This is a genomic window from Streptomyces sp. OfavH-34-F (assembly GCF_022347745.1).
GTDB lineage: Bacteria > Actinomycetota > Actinomycetes > Streptomycetales > Streptomycetaceae > Streptomyces.
This window is the reverse complement of the sequence record NZ_JAKRGC010000124.1, coordinates 1-17,736: the sequence shown is the minus strand read 5'-3', so window position 1 is coordinate 17,736 and position 17,736 is coordinate 1. Positions and strand designations below refer to the sequence as shown.

Genomic DNA, 17,736 nt, shown 5'->3' with positions numbered 1-17,736 from the left:
GCTGACCACCACGCCCGCCCCCGCCGCACGCCGCGCCCCCGGCCCGCCGGCCCGCCCGCGGCCCATGGCTCCCGGCCCGTGCGATGGGGCACCGGGAGGGCATTGGTTAGGGTGACGCCGTGGCAAGAGTGCGGTTGGGTGTGGCGGAGCGGCGCGAGGAGTTGCTGCGGGCCGCCGTCGAACAGATCGAGGTGCGCGGGGTCGCCGCCGTGCGGATCGCCGACGTGGCCTCCGTGCTCGGCGTGAGCAACGCGCTCGTGCTCTATCACTTCTCCACCAAGGAGAAGCTGGTCGCGGCCGCCTTCGCCCATGCCGCCGAGATCGATCTCGCCCATCTGCGCAAGCTGCTGAGCCGCCGCACCACCGCCGTACGCCGGCTGCGCGCGGCCGTCCGCTGGTACGCGCCCACCGGCCAGGCCAAGGGCTGGCGGCTGTGGATCGAGGGCTGGGCCGCCTCCCTGCGCGATCCGGCGCTGCGCAACGTGGCCGGCGACCTCGACCAGCAGTGGAAGGCGGAGCTGGCCGAGGTCATCGAGGAGGGCGCGGCGGCGGGCGAGTTCCACTGCGACGACCCGATGTCCGTCGCCTGGCGGCTGACCGCCCTGCTGGACGGGCTCGCGGTGCAGATGACCTCGTACAACGGGCCGCTCTCCCGCGCGACCATGCTGGAGTGGACCGAGCAGGCGCTCGCCCGCGAACTCGGCATCGACCACGCGACCCTGACGGCCTGACACCCGCCCTTCCCCCGGCCCCGGTCAGGTCTGCTGGAGCGGTGCGTAGGCGTCGCCGGCGAGGCCGAAGGTCCAGGCGACGCCCTCCCTGGCCGTCCTGGTCTGGGGCGGTACCCGCAGCCAGTACGTGCGGTGGGTGCCGTCCGGCTCGGGCGTGGAGTTGACCACCTCGACCATGACGACGTCCTCGTCCCCGGCGAGGGCGATCCGCCAGAGGATGCCGGTCTCGTCGCGGTGGACCGGTTCGGCGCCGGACTCCGCGAGGTAGCGGTCGTAGCCGTAGAACTCCAGCATCACGCGGCGCAGTTCCGCGTTCTCCTCGGAGCGGATGCGGGTGGGGGTCAGCGCGGACAGCTCGTTCAGGAACTCCGCCGGCACGGGCATGCCGCGCCAGGCGTACAGCGCGAAGCCGTCCGGGTAGGAGAGGGCCGGTCCGTCGCCCCGGTCGAGCCGGCCCGCCTCGTCGCGGTGCAGGGCGTCCGGGCGTTCGCAGATCACCGCGACCCGCTCGTAGGGCCACCACCAGCCGGCGTTGCGCGCCACCGCCGCCAGTCCGTCCAGCCGGTCGCCCCGGCCGTCGAAGGCGGCGAGCCACGCCGCGTCGTGCTGTCCGAGGACCGCGTCGAGCAGCACCAGGCGCACCAGCGACTCGGCGTCGGCGTCCTCCCCGGCGAGGTCGGCCACCACGCCGGTCCGTATCCGCTCGGCCAGGCCCGCCGTGGTCTCCCAGAGCTGGGCCCCGGTGGCCGACCAGTGGGCGGACCAGCCGGCCGGGCCCAGCGCGTCGTACACCCGGCGCCGCTCCTCCGCCCAGGGGCGGGTGCGCACCTCGTCGCGGACGGACCGGCCCGCGTCGGTCAGCTTCGCCACGGCCTCCACGGCCGCCCTCGGCGAGTCGGCCCAGACGAACTCCTCCGGCGCGGGCAGCCCCGCGCCTCGGTAGGCGAGCCGCACCCCTTCCTCGGCCGCCGCCCGGTCCGCCGCGCCGGTCGCCGCCGCCACGGCCCGCCAAGAGTCCACGTACTGCATCGGTCTTCCCCGTCCCCAGATTCCGCGTGTCCGCGTGTTCCGCCATGTACCCGGCCCGGTCTTCCCGGGCCGGCCTTCAGGTCCTGCCGCTGTGCCCGCCCCGCCCGCCCGTCCGCGAACGGGGCGGGGCCTCTTCTCGTCCTCCGGGCCTCGCCCGGCCCTCCCGCGCTCCGTCAGTCCGCGACGATGCGGACCGCCCCCGGCGCGTACTCCCGCTGGCGCACCACGCGGAACCAGCCCTGGGGCAACGGGATCGTCGCGTGCTCCTCGTGGACCACGCGCCCGCCCTCGGGCAGGTGGAGCAGCATCGGGCCGAACACCCCGCCCTCCCGGATCAGCCGGCCGGGGCCCGGCACGGCGTGCGCGTGTCCGGTGACCTCGCCGAGCGCGAGCACCAGCCGGCCCCGCGCGTCGCGCAGTTCACCCGGAGCCTCCAGGAGCTGCGCGGGCACCGCGGACTCCTCCAGTGGCACGATCAGTACATCGCCCTGCCGGTACACAGACCTCTCCCCTCCGCGGCGGCACCCGGTGTGCCGGCCACATCGAAAACGCTACGGCGGGGGTCTGACAATCGGCCGCCGCGCGGTCCGCGGGCGGGGGCGGTCGCGGCGTTGTCAGTGGGGCTTGATAGACCTTGCGGACATCATTTCGTCGCCGTCATCAGGAGCTCAGTGCCATGTCCGTGGACCATCTGCACGAGTTGCTCGGCCTTCCGGCCGTAGATTTCGAGTCCGGGGCGGCGGGCCGGCCCGCCGCCGACGCCGCCGCGTGGCGGGTCCGGATCGACGCCTACGAGGACGAGGGCACCTGGGAGGAGGAGTTCAACGCCTTCCTGGACGAGGTCGACCCGGCGGGTGTCCGCGCCCTGATCATCGGGCAGTGGGGCGAGTCCTACGAGGAGAAGTCCTCGTACCCGATCGGGCTCGTCATCGCCGCCGCCGACCGGCTGACCTCGCTGGAGGCGGTGTTCGTCGGTGATCTGACGATGGAGGAGGCGGAGATCTCCTGGATCGAGCAGAGCGACGTCACGGCGCTGCTCGCGGCCTTCCCCAGGCTGGTGGAGCTGGGGGTGCGCGGCGGCTCGGAGCTGGTCTTCCCGGCCACGAAGCACGAGCGGCTGCGGTCGCTCACCATCGAGACGGGCGGGCTGCCGCGCGAGGTGGTGCGCGGCGTCCTGGACAGCGAACTGCCCGCCCTGGAGCGGCTGGAGCTGTGGCTCGGCGTCTCGGCGTACGGCGGTGACGCCCAGGTGTCGGACCTGGCGCCGCTGCTGTCCGGTACGCGGTTCCCGGCGCTGCGCCATCTGGGCCTGCGCAACAGCGAGATCCAGAACGAGATCGCGGCGGCCGTCGCCTCCGCCCCGCTGGTGGCCCGGCTGCACACGCTGGACCTGTCCTGCGGCACGCTCGGCGACGAGGGCGCGGCCTCCCTCCTGGAGGGGCAGCCGCTGACCCACCTCGACGCGCTGGACCTGCACCACCACTTCCTCACCGAACCGATGGAGCGCCGGGTCACCGAGGCGCTGGAGCCGCACGGGGTCCGGGTGGACCTGTCGGAGCGCTGCGAGCCGTGGGACAACCGGGGCCCGGCCGGCCGTTACGTCACGGTCTCGGAGTGACGGCGCGATGAGCGGCATCTACCATCACGACACGTTCCACGGACTGCCCGTCCGGACCCTGCCGCTGCCGGACAAGGACGGGAGGCGGACGGACGCCCTGCCCGCCGCGGACTCCGTGGCCTGGCGGCTGGACTGCGCCTGGGACGGGCCGGACTTCTCCGAGCTGTGGCGGCACTTCCTGGCCACGGTCGATCCGGCCGGGGTGCGGGCCCTGGTGATCGGGCCCTGGTGGTCGCAGGACTACAGTCCGCTGACGCCCGTCATCGAACTCCTCGCGGCGGACGCCGGGCGCTTCCCGGCGCTGCGCGGCCTGTTCCTCGCCGATGTCGTCAGCGAGGAGTGCGAGGTCTCCTGGCTCCAGATGTGCGACATCACCCCGGTCCTGGAGGCGTACCCGCGCCTCGAGGAGCTGGTGGTGCGCGGCGGGGGCAGCGGGTACAACAAGGAGACGCTGGAGCTGCGACCCCTGCGGCACGAGGCGCTGCGGTCGCTGCGCTTCGAGTCGGGCGGGCTGCCCGCCCCCGTGGTGCGCGCGGTCGGCGCCTGCGAGCTGCCCGCGCTGGAGCGGCTGGAGCTGTGGCTGGGCTCGCAGTGGTACGCGGGCGACGCGACGATGGCGGACCTCGAGCCGCTGCTGTCGGCCGGTGTCTTCCCCCGGCTGCGCCATCTCGGCCTGCAGAACAGCGAGTTCCAGGACGAGATCGCGACCGCGATGGCCTCGGCTCCGGTCGTCGCGCAGCTCGACTCGCTGGCGCTGTCGCTGGGCACCCTGAGCGACGAGGGGGCGCTGGCCCTGCTGAACGGCCAGCCGCTGACGCATCTGTCCTCGCTGGACCTGGAGCACAACTACCTGAGCGAGCCGGTACGGGCCCGGGTCGAGGAGCTGTGCGCCCGTGAGGGCATCGAGGTCGAGCTGGAAGAGGCCGACGACTGGGACGACGATCCCGAGTCCCGCTATGTCGCCATCAGTGAGTAGCGGTCCGCCGCGTCTCGCGGTCGTCGGCAATCCGGGCAGCCGCCGCGTGTCCCTCTTCCAGGACGCGGTGGCCGCCGCCGGCCTGCCCCCGGCACGTACGGTCGCCTGGCTGGACGTGCTGGAGGGCGGGGCGAGGTTCCTGCCCGGCGAGACCGTGCGCGTCGACTCGCCGGGCGAGGACGCCGCGGTGGACCGGCTGCTGCGCGGGGCCGACGATCCGACGCGGGTGGAGGGTTCGGCCCTCTGGTACGCCCGGTTCACCGCCGCCGTCCGCGAGGTCGCGGCGGCGGCGGCGCGGGCGGGCGCCCGGCTGCTGGACGGACCGGCCGACATCGCGGTGCTGTTCGACAAGCGGCTGTGCCACGGGGTGCTGGAGACGGCCGGGGTGCCCGTGCCCGCCTCGCCGACCTCCGGCCCGGCCGGGGCCCCCGTGCGGGGCTGGGAGGACGTGCGGGCCCTGATCGCCGAGCACCGCATGCCCCGGGTGTTCGTGAAGCCCGCGCACGGCTCGTCGGCCTCCGGGGTGCTGGCCGTGGAGACGTCCGGCGACCGGGTCCGGGCGGCCACCTCGGTCGAGCGCGACCCGGCCGGCCGGCTGTACAACTCGCTGCGGGTGCGCCGCTGCACGACGGAGCGCGAGGTCGCCGCGATCGTCGACGCGCTGGCGCCCGACGGGCTGCACATCGAGCGCTGGCTGCCCAAGGCGTCGCAGGGCGGCCGGGCCACCGATCTGCGGGTCGTCGTGGTGGACGGCCGGGCGACGCACGCCGTGGTGCGCACCAGCGCGTCACCGATGACCAATCTGCACCTGGGCGGGGCGCGCGGCGACCTGGCCGGGGTGCGGGCGGCCGTCGAGGCGGCGGGCGGCAGCTGGGGCGAGGCGCTGGCGGTCTGCGAGCGGGGCGCCGCCGCCTTCCCGGACACGCTGTGCGGCGGCGTCGATCTGCTGCCCCTGACCGGCTGGCGGCGGTTCGCCGTCGGCGAGGTCAACGCCTTCGGAGACCTGCTGCCCCGGCTGACCGGACTGCCCGGCAGCCGTGCCGAGGGCCTGGACACCTACGCGGCGCAGGTCGCCGCCGTACTGGACCGAGCAAGGAACACCCGTGTCAGCACAACCCCCTGAGCCCGCCCCCGTCCCGGCCCGCGCGGCCGTCCCGGACCCCGACATGAGCGAGGTCGTGGGCAGCCACGACCTGCTGCTCGTCACCCTGGACACGCTGCGGTACGACGTCGCGGCGGAACTGGCCGCCGCCGGGCGCATCCCGCACCTGGCCCGCCATCTGCCGGGCGGCGCCTGGGAGAAGCGGCACGCTCCGGGCAGTTTCACGTACGCCTCCCACCAGGCGATCTTCGCCGGGTTCCTGCCGACGCCGGCGACGCCCGGCCCACACCCCCGGCTGTTCGCCGCCCGGTTCGCCGGCAGCGAGACCACCGCCGCGCGCACCTTCGTGTTCGACACCCCGGACCTGGTCTCCGGGCTGGCGAAGGAGGGCTATCACACGGTGTGCATCGGCGGGGTCGGCTTCTTCAACCGGCAGGGGCCGCTCGGTTCGGTGCTGCCGGGGCTGTTCCAGGAGGCGCACTGGGAGCCGGAGTTCGGGGTGGCGTCGCCCACCTCGTTCGAGGCGCAGGTCGCCCGCGCGGAGCAGGTGGTCGCCGGTCTGCCGCCCGACCGGCGACTCTTCCTCTTCGTGAACGTCTCGGCGCTCCACCAGCCGAACTGGTTCCACCGTCCCGGCGCGACCCGGGACGCCGGGGACAGCCGCGCGACGCATGCCGCCGCCCTGGAGTACGTGGACGCGCACATCGGCCGGCTGTTCGCCGCCGCGAGCAGCCGCCGCCGTACGTTCGCCATCGTCAGCTCCGACCACGGCACGGCCTACGGCGACGACGGCTACACCGGTCACCGGCTCGGCCACGAGTCCGTCTGGACCGTCCCGTACGCCCACTTCTTCCTGGAACCGGGGGCCGCCCGATGACCGCGACGCAGACCGTCCGCCCGTACGAGAGCTATGTGTACGCCTATCCGCACAAGACGGCGTACCGGCCGCTCGCCGGGCAGCCCGGCGGCAGGCCCGCCCTGCGGGAGCTGTGGGCGGGGGAACGCAAGGACGCGCTCTCCCTCTATCTGCACATCCCGTTCTGCGAGGTCCGCTGCGGCTTCTGCAACCTGTTCACCCGGATCGGCGCGCCCGACGAGCTGACCTCGCGCTATCTGGACGCGCTGGAGCGGCAGGCGGTCGCCGTGCGGGACGCGCTGGGCGACGGGGAGCCGGTGCGGTTCGCCGCCGCGGCGTTCGGCGGGGGCACGCCGACCTTCCTGACGGCGGGCGAGCTGGAGCGCCTGTGCGACATCGCGGAGAAACGGATGGGCGCCGACCTGCGGTCCGTGCCGCTGTCCGTGGAGACCTCCCCGTCGACCGCGACCGCCGACCGGCTGACGGTCCTCGCCGAGCGGGGCGCGACCAGAATCAGCATCGGGGTGCAGAGCTTCGTGGAGGCCGAGGCCCGCGCGGCGGTGCGCCCCCAGCGCCCGGCCGACGTCGAACGGGCCCTGGACCGCATCCGGGACACCTCCGTGCCCCTCCTCAACATCGACCTGATCTACGGCATCGAGGGGCAGACCGAACGGACCTGGCGCACCTCGCTGGACGCGGCGCTGCGGTGGCGGCCGGAGGAGCTGTACCTGTACCCGCTGTACGTGCGTCCGCTGACCGGGCTCGGCAGGCTCTCCGCCGGGCAGGCCGACGCGGCATGGGACGAGCAGCGGCTCCGGCTGTACCGGGCGGGCCGCGACCATCTCCTGGCGCACGGCTACGAGCAGGTGTCGATGCGGATGTTCCGGCGCGCCGACGCTCCGCGCACCGACGGCCCCGACGACTACGCCTGCCAGACGGACGGCATGATCGGGCTCGGCTGCGGCGCCCGCTCGTACACCTCGCGGCTGCACTACTCCTTCGACTACGCGGTGCGGATGGGCGAGGTGCGCGGCATCATCGACGCCTACACGGCGACCGAGGACTTCTCCCGGGCCGAGGTCGGCCGCTACACCGACGGGCAGGAGGCGCGCCGCCGCCACCTCCTGCAGTCGGTGCTCCAGGCGCGAGGCATGGACGTGGAGGGCTATCGCGAGCGGTTCGGGAGTTCGCCGTACGTCGACTTCGCCGAGGAGCTGGCCCGGTTCGAGGAGCGGGGCTGGCTCGATCCGCAGGCTCCCGCCGAGGGCCTGCTGCGGCTGTCGCCCGAAGGGCTCGCGTACTCCGACGCGCTGGGCCCCGAACTCTTCTCCCCCGCCGTGCGGGCCGCGATGGCCACGTACGAGCTGAAGTGAGTCACGCGTGGACCTGACGATTCTGTACCGGGGCCCGCTCGCCTCGTGCGACTACGACTGTCCGTACTGCCCGTTCGCGAAGCGGCGCGACAGCCGGGAGCAGTTGCGCGCGGACCGGGCGGCGCTGGAGCGGTTCACGGCGTGGGTGGCGGCGCAGACCGGCGACCGGATCTCCGTGCTGTTCACGCCGTGGGGCGAGGGCCTGGTGCGGTCCTGGTACCGGCGGGCGATCGTGGAGCTGGCGGGGCTTCCCCACGTGCGGCGGGTCGCGATCCAGACCAACCTCGGCGGCCGGACGCGCTGGCTGGCCGAGGCCCCGGCGGCGGCCCGCGAGCGGATCGCCCTGTGGTGCACCTACCATCCGGGGCAGACGCCGTACGAGCGTTTCCTGGACCGGTGCGCGGAGCTGCGGGACCTCGGGGTGCGGCACAGCGTGGGGGTCGTCGGCCTGGACGCGCATCTCGGTGAGGCGCGGCGGCTGCGCGCGGCGCTGCCGGAGGAGGTGTACCTCTGGGTGAACGCCGCCGAGGGGCACACGTACACGGACGAGGAGGCCGAGCGGTGGACGGCGATCGATCCGCTGTTCCCCTACAGCCGCCATCCGCACCGCTCGGGCGGGCTGCCGTGCCGGACCGGTGAGTCGGTGATCTCGGTGGACGGGGAGGGCACGGTGCGCCGCTGCCACTTCGTCCGGGCGGAGCTGGGCAACCTGTACGACGGGAGCTACCGGGATGCGCTGCGGCCCCGGGCCTGCCCGCTCGCGGTGTGCGACTGCCACATCGGGTACGTGCATCTGGAGACGCTGCCGCTGTACGACGTGTTCGCGGGAGGGGTGCTGGAGCGCATTCCCGCGGGGCTTCCGCTGTCCCCGGTCGCCGCGCCGGGCGCGCGGGGCGACTGAGGACAGCGCGGGGGTGTGTCAGAGCGGCAGCAGGTCCGGCCGCTTCGGCTCGACGTGGTCCCCGGAGGACTCGCCGCGCAGGCGCCGGCCGATCCACGGGACGAGGTGTTCGCGGGCCCACTGGATGTCGTCGCGGCGGACCTCCAGCGTGCCGCGCGGGGGCTCCGGCGGCCACGGCTGGTCCGGGTCGGCCGGTACGGCGAGGCCGAGGACCTGGGCGGCGCGCAGGGCGACGCGGGTGTGGCCCTCGGGCGAGAGGTGCAGCCGGTCGCTGTCCCAGGCCCGCCGGTCCTGCACGGAGCGCAGCGACCACAGGTCGAGGACCGGGCAGCCGTAGCGGTCGGCGATGGCCCGGACGTGGGCGGTGTAGGTGGCGACCTTGCCGCGCAGATGGCGCAGCACGGGGACGCCCCGGGTGTCGAAGCCGGTGGTGACCATGACGGTGCCCACGGACCCGGTGAGGTCGGCGACGGCGCGCTCGAAGCGTTCGGCCACGTCGTCGGGGTCGCTGCCGGGCCGGATGATGTCGTTGCCGCCGGCGCAGAAGCTCACCAGATCCGGGGCGAGTTCCTTGGCGCGGGGCACCTGCTCCTCGACGATCTGGTCGAGGAGGCGTCCGCGTACGGCGAGATTGGCGTACCGGAAGTTCCCGTGCGCGGGAAGCGGGGATTCCGCCGCCGGGCCGGGCTCGGGGAGCCGGTCGGCGAGGAGGACCGCGAGCCGGTCGGCCCAGCCGACGAATGTTCCGTCCGGGCCGGGGTCGCCGACTCCCTCGGTGAAACTGTCGCCGATCGCCGCGTACGACCCGATGGCGCCCAGTCGGTCGATGGTGCCCTGTTGGATGTTGTTCGAATCGTCTGCCACAAACGCATATCCTGCACTGCCGAATGTGACCTACGCGACCGTAATAAGGGGTTGACGGGGGGTGAGATAGACCACCCGGTCAGTTTTCGGTAAAGGGGGAATAAGCGGAGGGGCGGCGCACCGTGTGGTGCGCCGCCCCTCCGTGCCATTCGGCGGCCCGGGGTGCCGGGCGGGGTGCGGACGGATCAGACGTAGATGCCGTGCGACGCGAGGTAGGCGATCGGGTCGACGTCGGAGCCGTACTCCGGGCCGGTGCGGACCTCGAAGTGGAGGTGCGGGCCGGTGGCGTTGCCGGTGGAGCCGGAGAGGCCGACCTGCTGGCCCGCGGACACGGTCTGGCCGGCCGAGACGGAGAGCGAGGACAGGTGGCCGTACTGGGAGTAGTGGCCGTCTGCGTGCTTGATGACGACCTGGTTGCCATAGGCGCCGCCCCAGCCGGCGGTGACGACGGTGCCGGAGGTGATGGCCTTCACGCTGGTGCCGGTGGAGACGGGGAAGTCGATGCCGGTGTGGCTGCCGCTGGACCAGTTGGCGCCGGAGGCGCGGTAGGCGGTGGTGTGGTTGCCGGGGACCGGGTGGGCGTAACCGGAGGCGTTGTCCTGGGTGGCGGGGGCCTCGGTCTCGGGCGCGGCCTGCACCTCTGCCTTGACCTCGGACTTGACCTCGGCCTTGGGCGCGGTGCGGGTCTGGGCCTTGGCGTCGGCCTTCGCCCCGGACTGGGACTCGGTCTTCTTCGGGGCCGGCGCGGCGGGGGCCTCGGACGCGGCGGCGGGGGTCGCCTTGGCGCCGAGGGTCAGCTTCATGCCCGGGAAGATCAGGCTCGGGTTCTCGCCGACGACCTCGCGGTTGTCCTGGTACAGCTTCTGCCAGCCGCCCTTGAGGTGGTGCTGGGCGGCGATCTTCGAGAGGTAGTCGCCGGAGACCACGGAGTAGGTGGTGGTGCCGGTGTTCTTGGCGGGCTTGGCCGGGGTGGCGTGCGCGGCGACCGACTTCGGGGCGGCCGGGGCGGCCTGCTCCGCGGCGTGGGCACCGGTGGCGCCGAGCAGCGGAAGCGCGATGACGGCTCCGCCGGCGCTCGCGGCGACGACGCCGCGGGCGATGGTGCTGGTCTTGGGACGGCGGTGCTTACCCGAAATGGGCATGAAGAATTTCCTCTCCGGCGCCTGCGAGGTGAGCTGTCGGGTTCGGGCTGGAGATGCCCGGCCGCGTCTGGCGCGACTTCACCCCTAGCCGTCCGGTCGTCCCGGTCGGCGGCTTACCTGGTTCCCCCGCTCCTGCCACACGGTGAGTGGATGCGAATTCCGGACGGCGGCAGGATTGGGCGTTCCGTCCGGGGTGACATGGAACGTAAGCGAGCCGGGACGGCGGAAACAAGCCACGGGTTCCACCCGGGATTCCGCCCGGGAATTCCGGTGCGGAATTCCGGTCACACTCCGTGGATTACGGATCTTGGCTTTCCGCGCGGCGCCGGGGATTACCCCTTCGGGGCACCGCCACACACCGTCACGGATATGATCCCGCTCACGAGCGGTCGGCCATCTCCCTTGCAAACGGGGCACGTTCGGGAAAATGCCGCAATACGGACATGGGGTGGTGGGCGAGATGGTTGCCCCGGGAACCGATGTCATAAGGTCGCGGGCGTGGGCCCGTCGGCGACAGGCGCCGGGGCAGAGCCTCCAGGAGTGACCGTGACGCAGCAGCTGCCGCAGACCCCGCCGACGGAGCCCGTCCTCACCGGCGTACGCAACTTCCGCGACGTGGGCGGGCTGCCCACCGCGGACGGCCGCCGGGTGCGCCACGGCAGGCTCTACCGCAGCGGCCACCTGGCGCACGCGACCGCCGAGGACGCGGCCTTCCTGAGCGGGCTGGGGCTGCACACCGTCTTCGACTTCCGCAACGCCGCGGACCACCGGCTGGACGGCCTGGACGTGGAGCTGCCGGGCGTACGCAACGTCAGCATCCCGCTGAGCGACCCGGCGGACGGGGCGGAGTTCTGGCGGATGGTGCGCGACGGCGACATCGCGGATCTGCGCTCGATCCTGGCGGACGGCAAGGGGACGCGCCGCATGATCGCCTCGTACCGCTCCATCATCCTGGAGCGCACCGCCGAGCACAGCCGGGTGCTGCACTCCCTGGCCGAGGACAGCGTGCCCGCGCTGATGCACTGCGCGGCCGGCAAGGACCGGGCGGGGCTGTCCGTCGCGGTGACGCTGCTCGCGGTGGGCGTCGAGCGGGAGGCGATCGAGGAGGACTACCTCAAGTCGAACGACGCCCACCGCCGCTACCGCATACGGCGCAGCGACACCTCGCCCGCCGGGATGTCCCCGGAGGTGCTGGAGCTGCTGAACCCGCTGTTCGGCGCCGAATCCGCGTATCTGGCCGCGGCCTTCGCCGCCATCGACGAGACCTGGGGCGGCACCGACCGCTACCTCCTCGACGGGCTGAAGCTGGCGCCGGCCACCCGGGAGCGGCTGCGCGAGCGGCTGCTCGACGAGGGGTGAGCCGTCCTACTGGTTGTGCATGCCGACGGCGAAGAGCAGATAGAGGAACGCGGCGATGACGTGCCCGGCCACCAGATAGGCGAAGAGCCGGATGACGAGTCCGCGCGGCATCTTCTTCTCGTGGGTGTCGTCGCCGGGTCGCCTGGCCGGGGTGAGCGGGTCGTAGTTCTCCGAGTCGGACATGACTGGCCTCTCTGGCTGCCGGGGAGTCCCGGTGGCGGTCATCTCAGCCGCGGTGGGCGGCGCCGCCGAGACACAGCTCGACGGCGGGGCTCTGCAGCAGGGTGTGGACGAACAGCAGCTCGGCGCCCGCGGGCTCCAGGGCGGCGATCCGGTGCGGGGTGAGCGAGTCGAAGTGCGCGCCGTCGCCCGGCGCGAGGTCGTGGACCGTCTCGCCGAGCGTGACCCGCAGGCGGCCCTTGAGGACGTGCAGCCATTCCTCGCCGGGGTGGACGCGGACCAGATCGCCCTGGGCGCCGTACGGGACGCGGACGCGCAGCGCCTGCATGGCCCGGCCCGAACCGCCGGCCTGCTGGTAGATCCAGCCGTCCGCGGCCGCCCCCTCCAGCGGGCCGCCGCGCACGATCGCGTCACGTTCGGGGGGCGTCTCGCCGAGCAGCTCGGAGACCGTCGTACCGTAGATCCTGGCCAGCTGGAGCAGCATGGGCAGCGAGGGCTGGCGCCGGCCCGTTTCGAGCCGGGAGAGGTGGGCGGGCGAGAGTCCCGCCCGCTGGGCCGCGGTCTCCAGCGTGAGACCACGGCCGCGGCGCAGATCGCGCAGGCGTGGCGCGACACCGGGCAGCTCGCCGGCCGCCTGGTCGTCCGGAGGGTTCATGCCTCCATTGGGCCAAAGACTTTCCCCGGAGGCAAATTTCTTGCCTCTCAGGCAAAAGTCGTCAGCGGTTGGCGACGGCCTGCTTCACCAGGGTCCGGCCGAAGTCCCACATCAGTCCCCCGCCGCTGTGCGCGTCGTCCATGACGGCCGTGAACGCGGTGACGAAGCGGTCGACGTCCGCGTCGTCGATCACCAGCGGCGGAATCAGCTTGATCACTTCGAGGTGGTCGCCGGAGACCTGGGTGAGGATGCGGTGCTTCTGGAGCAGGGGCACGACCACCATCTGCGCGAAGAGTCCCTTGCGGGCCGCCTGGAGCATGGCCCAGCGGCTGCGCAGCTTCAGTGAGGCGGGGCGGCCGAACTCGATGCCGATCATCAGCCCGCGCCCCCGCACCTCGTGCAGCAGCTCGTAGCGGCCGACCAGGGCGGACAGCCGCTCGCGGAGCAGGTCGCCGGTGCGGCGGGCGTGCGCGACGGTCTCCTCGTCCTCCATCACCGACAGCACCGCGAGCCCGGCCGCCATCGCCTGGGCGTTGGAGCCGAAGCTGGCGGAGTGGACGAGGACGCGGTCCATCGAGGAGTAGACGCGCTTGAAGATCCAGTCCTTGCCGAGCGTCGCCCCGACCGGGACGTAGCCGCCGGACAGCGCCTTGGCGACGCAGACGAGGTCGGGTTCCACGCCCTCCTCGTGCTGGTAGGCGTAGAAGTCGCCGGTCCTGCCGAGCCCGGTCTGCACCTCGTCGGCGATGAGGAGGGCCTTGTGCTTGTGCAGCAGTTCCTGGGCCGCGCGCAGGAAGCCGGGCGGCGCGGCGTGCACCCCCTTGCCCTGGATCGGCTCCACCACCAGCGCGGCCACATCGCCCCGCTTCAGCTCCCGGCGCAGCGCGTCGAGGTCGCCGAGGGCGATGGCGGTGTCGGGCAGCAGGGGGGCGAAGCCGTCGCGGAAGCCGCCCTCGCCGTTGACCGAGAGGGAGCCGGTGGTCAGCCCGTGGAAGGCGTGGTGGCAGTACAGGACGCGCGGCCGGCCGGTGGCGTAGCGGGCGAACTTGAGCGCGGTCTCGACGGCCTCGGTGCCGCTGTTGCCGAAGAAGACCCGGTCCAGGTGCGGGCTGTGGCCGAGCAGCTTCTCCGCGAGCAGGCCCGGCAGCGGCTGGCAGTCGAAGCGGGTGAGGTCGGCGAGCGAGGCGTCGAGGACGTCGTGCAGCGCCTTGCGTACGACGGGGTGGTGGCGGCCGAGCCCCATCACGCCGAACCCGGCGAGCATGTCCAGGTAGTCGTTGCCGTCGGCGTCCCAGAAGTGGGCGCCCTCCGCCCGTTCGTAGACCTTGTCGAAGCCGATGGTGTGCAGCATGCGCGGGAGCTGGTGGTTGAGGTACCGGTGGTGCAGCTCGTAGCGTTCGGCGCCGCGCTCGGCGAGGAGCCGCGCCAGATCAAAGCCCTTGGGCCCGTCGTCCTTCATGCCCCGCTCTCCTTGTGCCCGTCGGCCGGGGCCTCGTGCCCCGTCGTGCCGCCGGCCGCCCGCAGTGCGGCGGTGGCGGCGCTGATCCGGCCCGCGATCTCGACCGGTGTGAGTCCGATGTCGGCCAGCACCTCGGCACGTTTGCCGTGCGCGAGGAACTGCTCGGGGATGCCGAAGGTGCGCAGCGGTACGTCGACGTCCGCGTCCCGGAGCGCCTGCCCGACCGCCCAGCCGACTCCCCCGGCCCGGCTGTTGTCCTCGACGACGGCGACGAGCCGGTGCCCGGCCGCGAGCGGCGGCAGTTCCGCGTCGACCGGTTTGACCCAGCGCGGGTCCACCACGGTGCACCGGACGCCGGCGCCCGAGAGCAGGTCGGCGGCGCGCAGGCAGACCGGCGCCATCACGCCGACCGCGACCAGCAGCACGTCGGCGTCCTCGTCGCGCCGCAGTACGTCCATGGCGCCGATCCGGCCGACGGCGGGGACCGGCTCGCCCACCGACTCCTTGGGGAACCGCACCAGGGTCGGCGCGTCGTCCACCGCGACCGCCTCGCGCAGTTCCTCGCGCAACCGGTCCGCGTCGCGGGGCGCGGCGATGCGCAGCCCGGGGACGACCTGGAGGACCGACAGGTCCCACATGCCGTTGTGCGAGGCGCCGTCGGGTCCGGTGACCCCGGCCCGGTCCAGGACGAAGGTGACCCCGCACCGGTGCAGGGCGACGTCCATCAGGAGCTGGTCGAACGCCCGGTTGAGGAAGGTGGCGTAGACGGCGACGACCGGGTGGAGGCCGCCCGTGGCGAGTCCGGCGGCGCTGACCGCGGCGTGCTGCTCGGCGATGCCCACGTCCCAGACGCGGCCCGGGAACGCCTCGGCGAACCGGGTCAGCCCGACCGGGTCGAGCATGGCGGCGGTGACCGCGACGACGTCCGGCCGCTCCGCGCCGATGGCAGTGATCTCGTCGGCGAACACGGAGGTCCAGGACGGCCCCGCGGCCGGGGTGAGCGGGGCGCAGGTCAGCGGGTCCATGGCGGCCACGGTGTGGAAGCGGTCGGCCTCGTCGCGCAGGGCGGGGGCGTAGCCGCGGCCCTTCTCGGTCAGGCAGTGCACGAGGACCGGGCCCCGGTAGCGGCGGGCGCGGTGCAGGGCCGCCTCGACGGCGGCGGTGTCGTGGCCGTCGACCGGGCCGATGTACTTCAGGCCGAGGTCCTCGAACAGGCCCTGCGGGGCCACGAAGTCCTTGAAGCCCTTCTTCGCGCCGTGCAGCGACCCGTACAGGGGCTTGCCGACGACGGGGGTGCGCTCCAGGAGGTCCTTGCCCCAGGCCAGGAAGCGCTCGTAGCCGTCGGTGGTGCGCAGGGTGGCGAGGTGGCGGGCGAGGCCGCCGATGGTCGGGGCGTAGGAGCGGGCGTTGTCGTTGACCACGACGATCAGCGGGCGGTCCCTGGCGGCGGCGATGTTGTTCAGCGCCTCCCAGGCCATGCCGCCGGTGAGCGCGCCGTCGCCGATGACCGCGACGACCCGGCCGACCCGGCCGCGTACCTCGTCGGCCTTGGCGAGGCCGTCCGCCCAGCCGAGGACGGTGGAGGCGTGCGAGTTCTCGATGACGTCGTGCTCGGACTCGGCGCGGGAGGGGTAGCCGGACAGGCCGCCCTTGCCGCGCAGTTTGGAGAAGTCCTGGCGGCCGGTGAGGAGCTTGTGCACGTAGCTCTGGTGGCCAGTGTCCCACAGGATGCGGTCGACGGGCGAGTCGAAGACCCGGTGCAGGGCGATGGTCAGCTCCACCACGCCGAGGTTGGGGCCGAGATGGCCCCCGGTCCTGGCCACCGCCTGCACCAGGAAGGTGCGGATGTCGTCGGCGAGTTCGCCGAGTTGTGACGCGTTCAGTGCCTTGAGATCGTGCGGCCCCCGGATGCTCTGCAGCAGCGTCATGCCGGGCCCCCTCTCTGGTCCTGTTCCACCTCGGGTGACCGGGCGGGGCCGGCGGACGGGGCGGGCGGCCCCGTCCGCCGGTTCCGCGACCGGCTAACGGCTCACGGGTTCACCGGCTTCCGCCGACGGTCTCGCGCGCGGCGCGCAGGGACTCCTTGAGGGAGCCCATGGTGGCGAGGACGGCGGTGGGCTCGTAGCCGCAGTGCGCCATGCAGTTGGCGCAGCGCGGGTCCTTGCCCCGGCCGTACTTGTCCCAGTCGGTCTCCTCGATGAGCTGCCGGTACGTGGGCACGTAGCCGTCGCTCATCAGGTAGCAGGGCCGCTGCCAGCCGAACAGCGAGTAGTTGGGGATGGCCCACGCGGTGCAGGGGAAGTCGGCCTTGCCCTCCAGGAAGTCCAGGAAGAGCGGCGAGTGGTTGAGCCGCCAGCGGCCCCGGTTGCCGCCGGCGAAGGTCTTGCGGAACAGCTCGCGGGTCTGCTCGACGCCCAGGAAGTGCTCCTGGTCGGGCGCCTTCTCGTAGGCGTAGGCGGGCGAGATCATCATCTCGTCCACCTGGAGGTCGTCGTTGAGGAAGTTGAGGACCTCGATGATGGTCTGCGGGGTGTCGGTGTTGAAGAAGGTGGAGTTGGTGGTGACCCGGAAGCCGCGCCGCTTGGCCTCCTTGATCGCCGCCACCGCCTCGTCGAACACCCCTTCCTTGGCGACCGACTCGTCGTGCCGCTCGCGCATTCCGTCGATGTGCACGGCGAACGCGAAATAGGGCGACGGGGTGAACTTCTCGATCTTCTTGCGCAACAGCATCGCGTTGGTGCAGAGGAACACGTATTTCCTCTTCGCCACGAGCTGGCGCACGATCTCGTCGATCTGCGGGTGCATCAGGGGTTCGCCCCCGGCGATGGAGACCATCGGGGCGCCCGACTCCAGCACCGCGCCCACGGCCTGGGCCACGGGCATGCGCTGCTTGAGGACTCCGGCCGGGTGCTGGATCTTCCCGCAGCCCTCGCACGCGAGGTTGCAGGCGAACAACGGCTCAAGTTCGACGATCAGCGGGAATTTGTCCCTCTTGCGGAGCTTCTGTTCAATGAGATACGTCGCAACCTTGATGGACTGGCGAAGCGGCATGGCCATCTGGCTCACCTCCTGGGGAGCAGCGAAGAACGGTGCCATTCATGAAAAGCCGGCAGGACGGCACGGAGAACACGGAAAGCCGATATTCCACCGCGGACCGTGCCGATGCGGACGAGCTCGTGCTCCGGAGCGTCCACGACCACCCGGACGGCGGCAACCGGGCGGGGCCCGGCCCGCAGGGCGGTACGCAGGGTCGCGGCGGACTCCATGTCCACCGCGATCGCCCCGGTGGCCCGCAGCTCGGCCCGCTCATGTCCCCGTACGACATGGTCGGAGCCGGTGAGCGGGCCGGTGTGGACGGTGCGTCCCGGCAGGGCCCCGGCCAGCGCGGCGGCCAGCAGGTCCGTACCGGCGCACGGGACGCGGTCCCCGGCGTCCCGCGTCTCCGAGGCCACCACCAGGTCGCCCGGATGCATGCCGGGCGCGAGGCCGGC

At 73.0% G+C, this 17,736-nt stretch carries 17 protein-coding genes, 1 pseudogene and 1 riboswitch; of the genes and pseudogenes, 8 read left to right on the top strand and 10 right to left on the bottom strand.

Annotation, left to right across the window (positions count from 1 at the left end; translation table 11 throughout):
- The first annotated feature begins 140 nt into the window (after nucleotides 1–140).
- Nucleotides 141–731, top strand: coding sequence for a TetR/AcrR family transcriptional regulator (locus MHW47_RS19025; RefSeq protein ID WP_239224810.1), 591 nt, complete (start codon nucleotides 141–143; stop codon nucleotides 729–731).
- Nucleotides 732–755: 24 nt separating this feature from the next.
- Here MHW47_RS19025 and MHW47_RS19020 read toward each other — a convergent pair whose 3' ends face one another.
- Together MHW47_RS19020 and MHW47_RS19015 are read right to left on the bottom strand one after the other, a co-directional pair.
- Nucleotides 756–1,760 carry a DUF6745 domain-containing protein gene (locus MHW47_RS19020; protein ID WP_239224808.1) on the bottom strand — a complete coding sequence of 335 codons (1,005 nt, stop codon included), beginning with the start codon at nucleotides 1,758–1,760 and terminating at the stop codon, nucleotides 756–758.
- Nucleotides 1,761–1,933: 173 nt separating this feature from the next.
- Complete coding sequence (locus tag MHW47_RS19015; protein WP_239224807.1) at nucleotides 1,934–2,260, bottom strand: hypothetical protein; 327 nt, start codon at nucleotides 2,258–2,260, stop codon at nucleotides 1,934–1,936.
- Between the two features lie 176 nt (nucleotides 2,261–2,436).
- Between MHW47_RS19015 and MHW47_RS19010 the strand changes: the two genes are divergently transcribed.
- From MHW47_RS19010 to MHW47_RS18985, 6 genes are read left to right on the top strand one after another with little or no spacing between them, the layout of a single operon-like run.
- The gene (locus MHW47_RS19010) at nucleotides 2,437–3,378 is read left to right on the top strand and encodes an STM4015 family protein (RefSeq protein ID WP_239224806.1); all 942 of its coding nucleotides are present in this window, start codon (nucleotides 2,437–2,439) and stop codon (nucleotides 3,376–3,378) included.
- A 7-nt stretch (nucleotides 3,379–3,385) separates the two neighbouring features.
- Nucleotides 3,386–4,354: an STM4015 family protein gene (locus tag MHW47_RS19005; RefSeq protein ID WP_239224805.1), complete on the top strand. Its 969-nt coding sequence runs from the start codon at nucleotides 3,386–3,388 to the stop codon at nucleotides 4,352–4,354.
- Nucleotides 4,335–5,477 (top strand): STM4014 family protein, encoded by a 1,143-nt coding sequence (locus MHW47_RS19000; protein ID WP_239224803.1) that lies wholly within the window; start codon nucleotides 4,335–4,337, stop codon nucleotides 5,475–5,477. The genes MHW47_RS19005 and MHW47_RS19000 overlap by 20 nt, the downstream gene beginning before the upstream one ends.
- A 43-nt stretch (nucleotides 5,478–5,520) precedes the next feature.
- Nucleotides 5,521–6,333 carry an STM4013/SEN3800 family hydrolase gene (locus MHW47_RS18995; RefSeq protein ID WP_239224809.1) on the top strand — a complete coding sequence of 271 codons (813 nt, stop codon included), beginning with the start codon at nucleotides 5,521–5,523 and terminating at the stop codon, nucleotides 6,331–6,333.
- Nucleotides 6,330–7,685, top strand: coding sequence for an STM4012 family radical SAM protein (locus MHW47_RS18990; RefSeq protein WP_239224801.1), 1,356 nt, complete (start codon nucleotides 6,330–6,332; stop codon nucleotides 7,683–7,685). The genes MHW47_RS18995 and MHW47_RS18990 overlap by 4 nt, the downstream gene beginning before the upstream one ends.
- 7 nt (nucleotides 7,686–7,692) lie before the next feature.
- The gene (locus MHW47_RS18985; protein ID WP_239224800.1) at nucleotides 7,693–8,586 is read left to right on the top strand and encodes an STM4011 family radical SAM protein; all 894 of its coding nucleotides are present in this window, start codon (nucleotides 7,693–7,695) and stop codon (nucleotides 8,584–8,586) included.
- An 18-nt stretch (nucleotides 8,587–8,604) separates the two neighbouring features.
- On the opposite strand, the gene MHW47_RS18980 is transcribed toward MHW47_RS18985, so the two are convergent.
- Nucleotides 8,605–9,450 carry an SGNH/GDSL hydrolase family protein gene (locus tag MHW47_RS18980; protein WP_239224798.1) on the bottom strand — a complete coding sequence of 282 codons (846 nt, stop codon included), beginning with the start codon at nucleotides 9,448–9,450 and terminating at the stop codon, nucleotides 8,605–8,607.
- Nucleotides 9,451–9,635: 185 nt separating this feature from the next.
- Nucleotides 9,636–10,592 (bottom strand): M23 family metallopeptidase, encoded by a 957-nt coding sequence (locus MHW47_RS18975; protein ID WP_239224797.1) that lies wholly within the window; start codon nucleotides 10,590–10,592, stop codon nucleotides 9,636–9,638.
- 3 nt (nucleotides 10,593–10,595) lie between these two features.
- Nucleotides 10,596–10,751: riboswitch (cyclic di-AMP (ydaO/yuaA leader) on the bottom strand.
- Nucleotides 10,752–11,138: 387 nt separating this feature from the next.
- Here MHW47_RS18975 and MHW47_RS18970 point away from each other — a divergent pair.
- The gene (locus MHW47_RS18970; RefSeq protein WP_239224795.1) at nucleotides 11,139–11,951 is read left to right on the top strand and encodes a tyrosine-protein phosphatase; all 813 of its coding nucleotides are present in this window, start codon (nucleotides 11,139–11,141) and stop codon (nucleotides 11,949–11,951) included.
- Between the two features lie 6 nt (nucleotides 11,952–11,957).
- Here MHW47_RS18970 and MHW47_RS18965 read toward each other — a convergent pair whose 3' ends face one another.
- The 6 genes and pseudogenes from MHW47_RS18965 to MHW47_RS18940 form a co-directional block, all read right to left on the bottom strand.
- Entirely contained in the window at nucleotides 11,958–12,134 is a 177-nt protein-coding gene (locus tag MHW47_RS18965) for a DUF6126 family protein (RefSeq protein WP_239224794.1), read from the bottom strand.
- Between the two features lie 43 nt (nucleotides 12,135–12,177).
- Complete coding sequence (locus MHW47_RS18960; RefSeq protein ID WP_239224793.1) at nucleotides 12,178–12,786, bottom strand: helix-turn-helix domain-containing protein; 609 nt, start codon at nucleotides 12,784–12,786, stop codon at nucleotides 12,178–12,180.
- Nucleotides 12,787–12,847: 61 nt separating this feature from the next.
- Nucleotides 12,848–14,245, bottom strand: a complete 1,398-nt coding sequence (locus MHW47_RS18955) for an aspartate aminotransferase family protein (protein WP_239224792.1) — start codon at nucleotides 14,243–14,245, stop codon at nucleotides 12,848–12,850.
- Nucleotides 14,242–16,173 carry a 1-deoxy-D-xylulose-5-phosphate synthase gene (gene dxs / locus MHW47_RS18950; protein WP_239224791.1) on the bottom strand — a complete coding sequence of 644 codons (1,932 nt, stop codon included), beginning with the start codon at nucleotides 16,171–16,173 and terminating at the stop codon, nucleotides 14,242–14,244. Before dxs ends, MHW47_RS18955 begins: the two co-directional genes overlap by 4 nt.
- Before the next feature lie 109 nt (nucleotides 16,174–16,282).
- Nucleotides 16,283–17,302 carry an adenosyl-hopene transferase HpnH gene (gene hpnH / locus MHW47_RS18945; RefSeq protein WP_111339314.1) on the bottom strand — a complete coding sequence of 340 codons (1,020 nt, stop codon included), beginning with the start codon at nucleotides 17,300–17,302 and terminating at the stop codon, nucleotides 16,283–16,285.
- A gap of 5 nt (nucleotides 17,303–17,307) precedes the next feature.
- Nucleotides 17,308–17,736: pseudogene (locus MHW47_RS18940) on the bottom strand (1-hydroxy-2-methyl-2-butenyl 4-diphosphate reductase); the annotation flags it as partial.

Coding starts and splice junctions, on each gene's coding strand:
- MHW47_RS18990 (WP_239224801.1), top strand. CDS start 6,330: ATGACCGCGACGCAGACCGTCCGCCCGTACGAGAGCTATGTGTACGCC.
- MHW47_RS18960 (WP_239224793.1), bottom strand. CDS start 12,786: ATGAACCCTCCGGACGACCAGGCGGCCGGCGAGCTGCCCGGTGTCGCG.
- MHW47_RS19010 (WP_239224806.1), top strand. CDS start 2,437: ATGTCCGTGGACCATCTGCACGAGTTGCTCGGCCTTCCGGCCGTAGAT.
- MHW47_RS18965 (WP_239224794.1), bottom strand. CDS start 12,134: ATGTCCGACTCGGAGAACTACGACCCGCTCACCCCGGCCAGGCGACCC.
- hpnH (WP_111339314.1), bottom strand. CDS start 17,302: ATGGCCATGCCGCTTCGCCAGTCCATCAAGGTTGCGACGTATCTCATT.
- MHW47_RS19020 (WP_239224808.1), bottom strand. CDS start 1,760: ATGCAGTACGTGGACTCTTGGCGGGCCGTGGCGGCGGCGACCGGCGCG.
- MHW47_RS18955 (WP_239224792.1), bottom strand. CDS start 14,245: ATGAAGGACGACGGGCCCAAGGGCTTTGATCTGGCGCGGCTCCTCGCC.
- dxs (WP_239224791.1), bottom strand. CDS start 16,173: ATGACGCTGCTGCAGAGCATCCGGGGGCCGCACGATCTCAAGGCACTG.
- MHW47_RS18995 (WP_239224809.1), top strand. CDS start 5,521: ATGAGCGAGGTCGTGGGCAGCCACGACCTGCTGCTCGTCACCCTGGAC.
- MHW47_RS18975 (WP_239224797.1), bottom strand. CDS start 10,592: ATGCCCATTTCGGGTAAGCACCGCCGTCCCAAGACCAGCACCATCGCC.
- MHW47_RS19000 (WP_239224803.1), top strand. CDS start 4,335: ATGTCGCCATCAGTGAGTAGCGGTCCGCCGCGTCTCGCGGTCGTCGGC.
- MHW47_RS19005 (WP_239224805.1), top strand. CDS start 3,386: ATGAGCGGCATCTACCATCACGACACGTTCCACGGACTGCCCGTCCGG.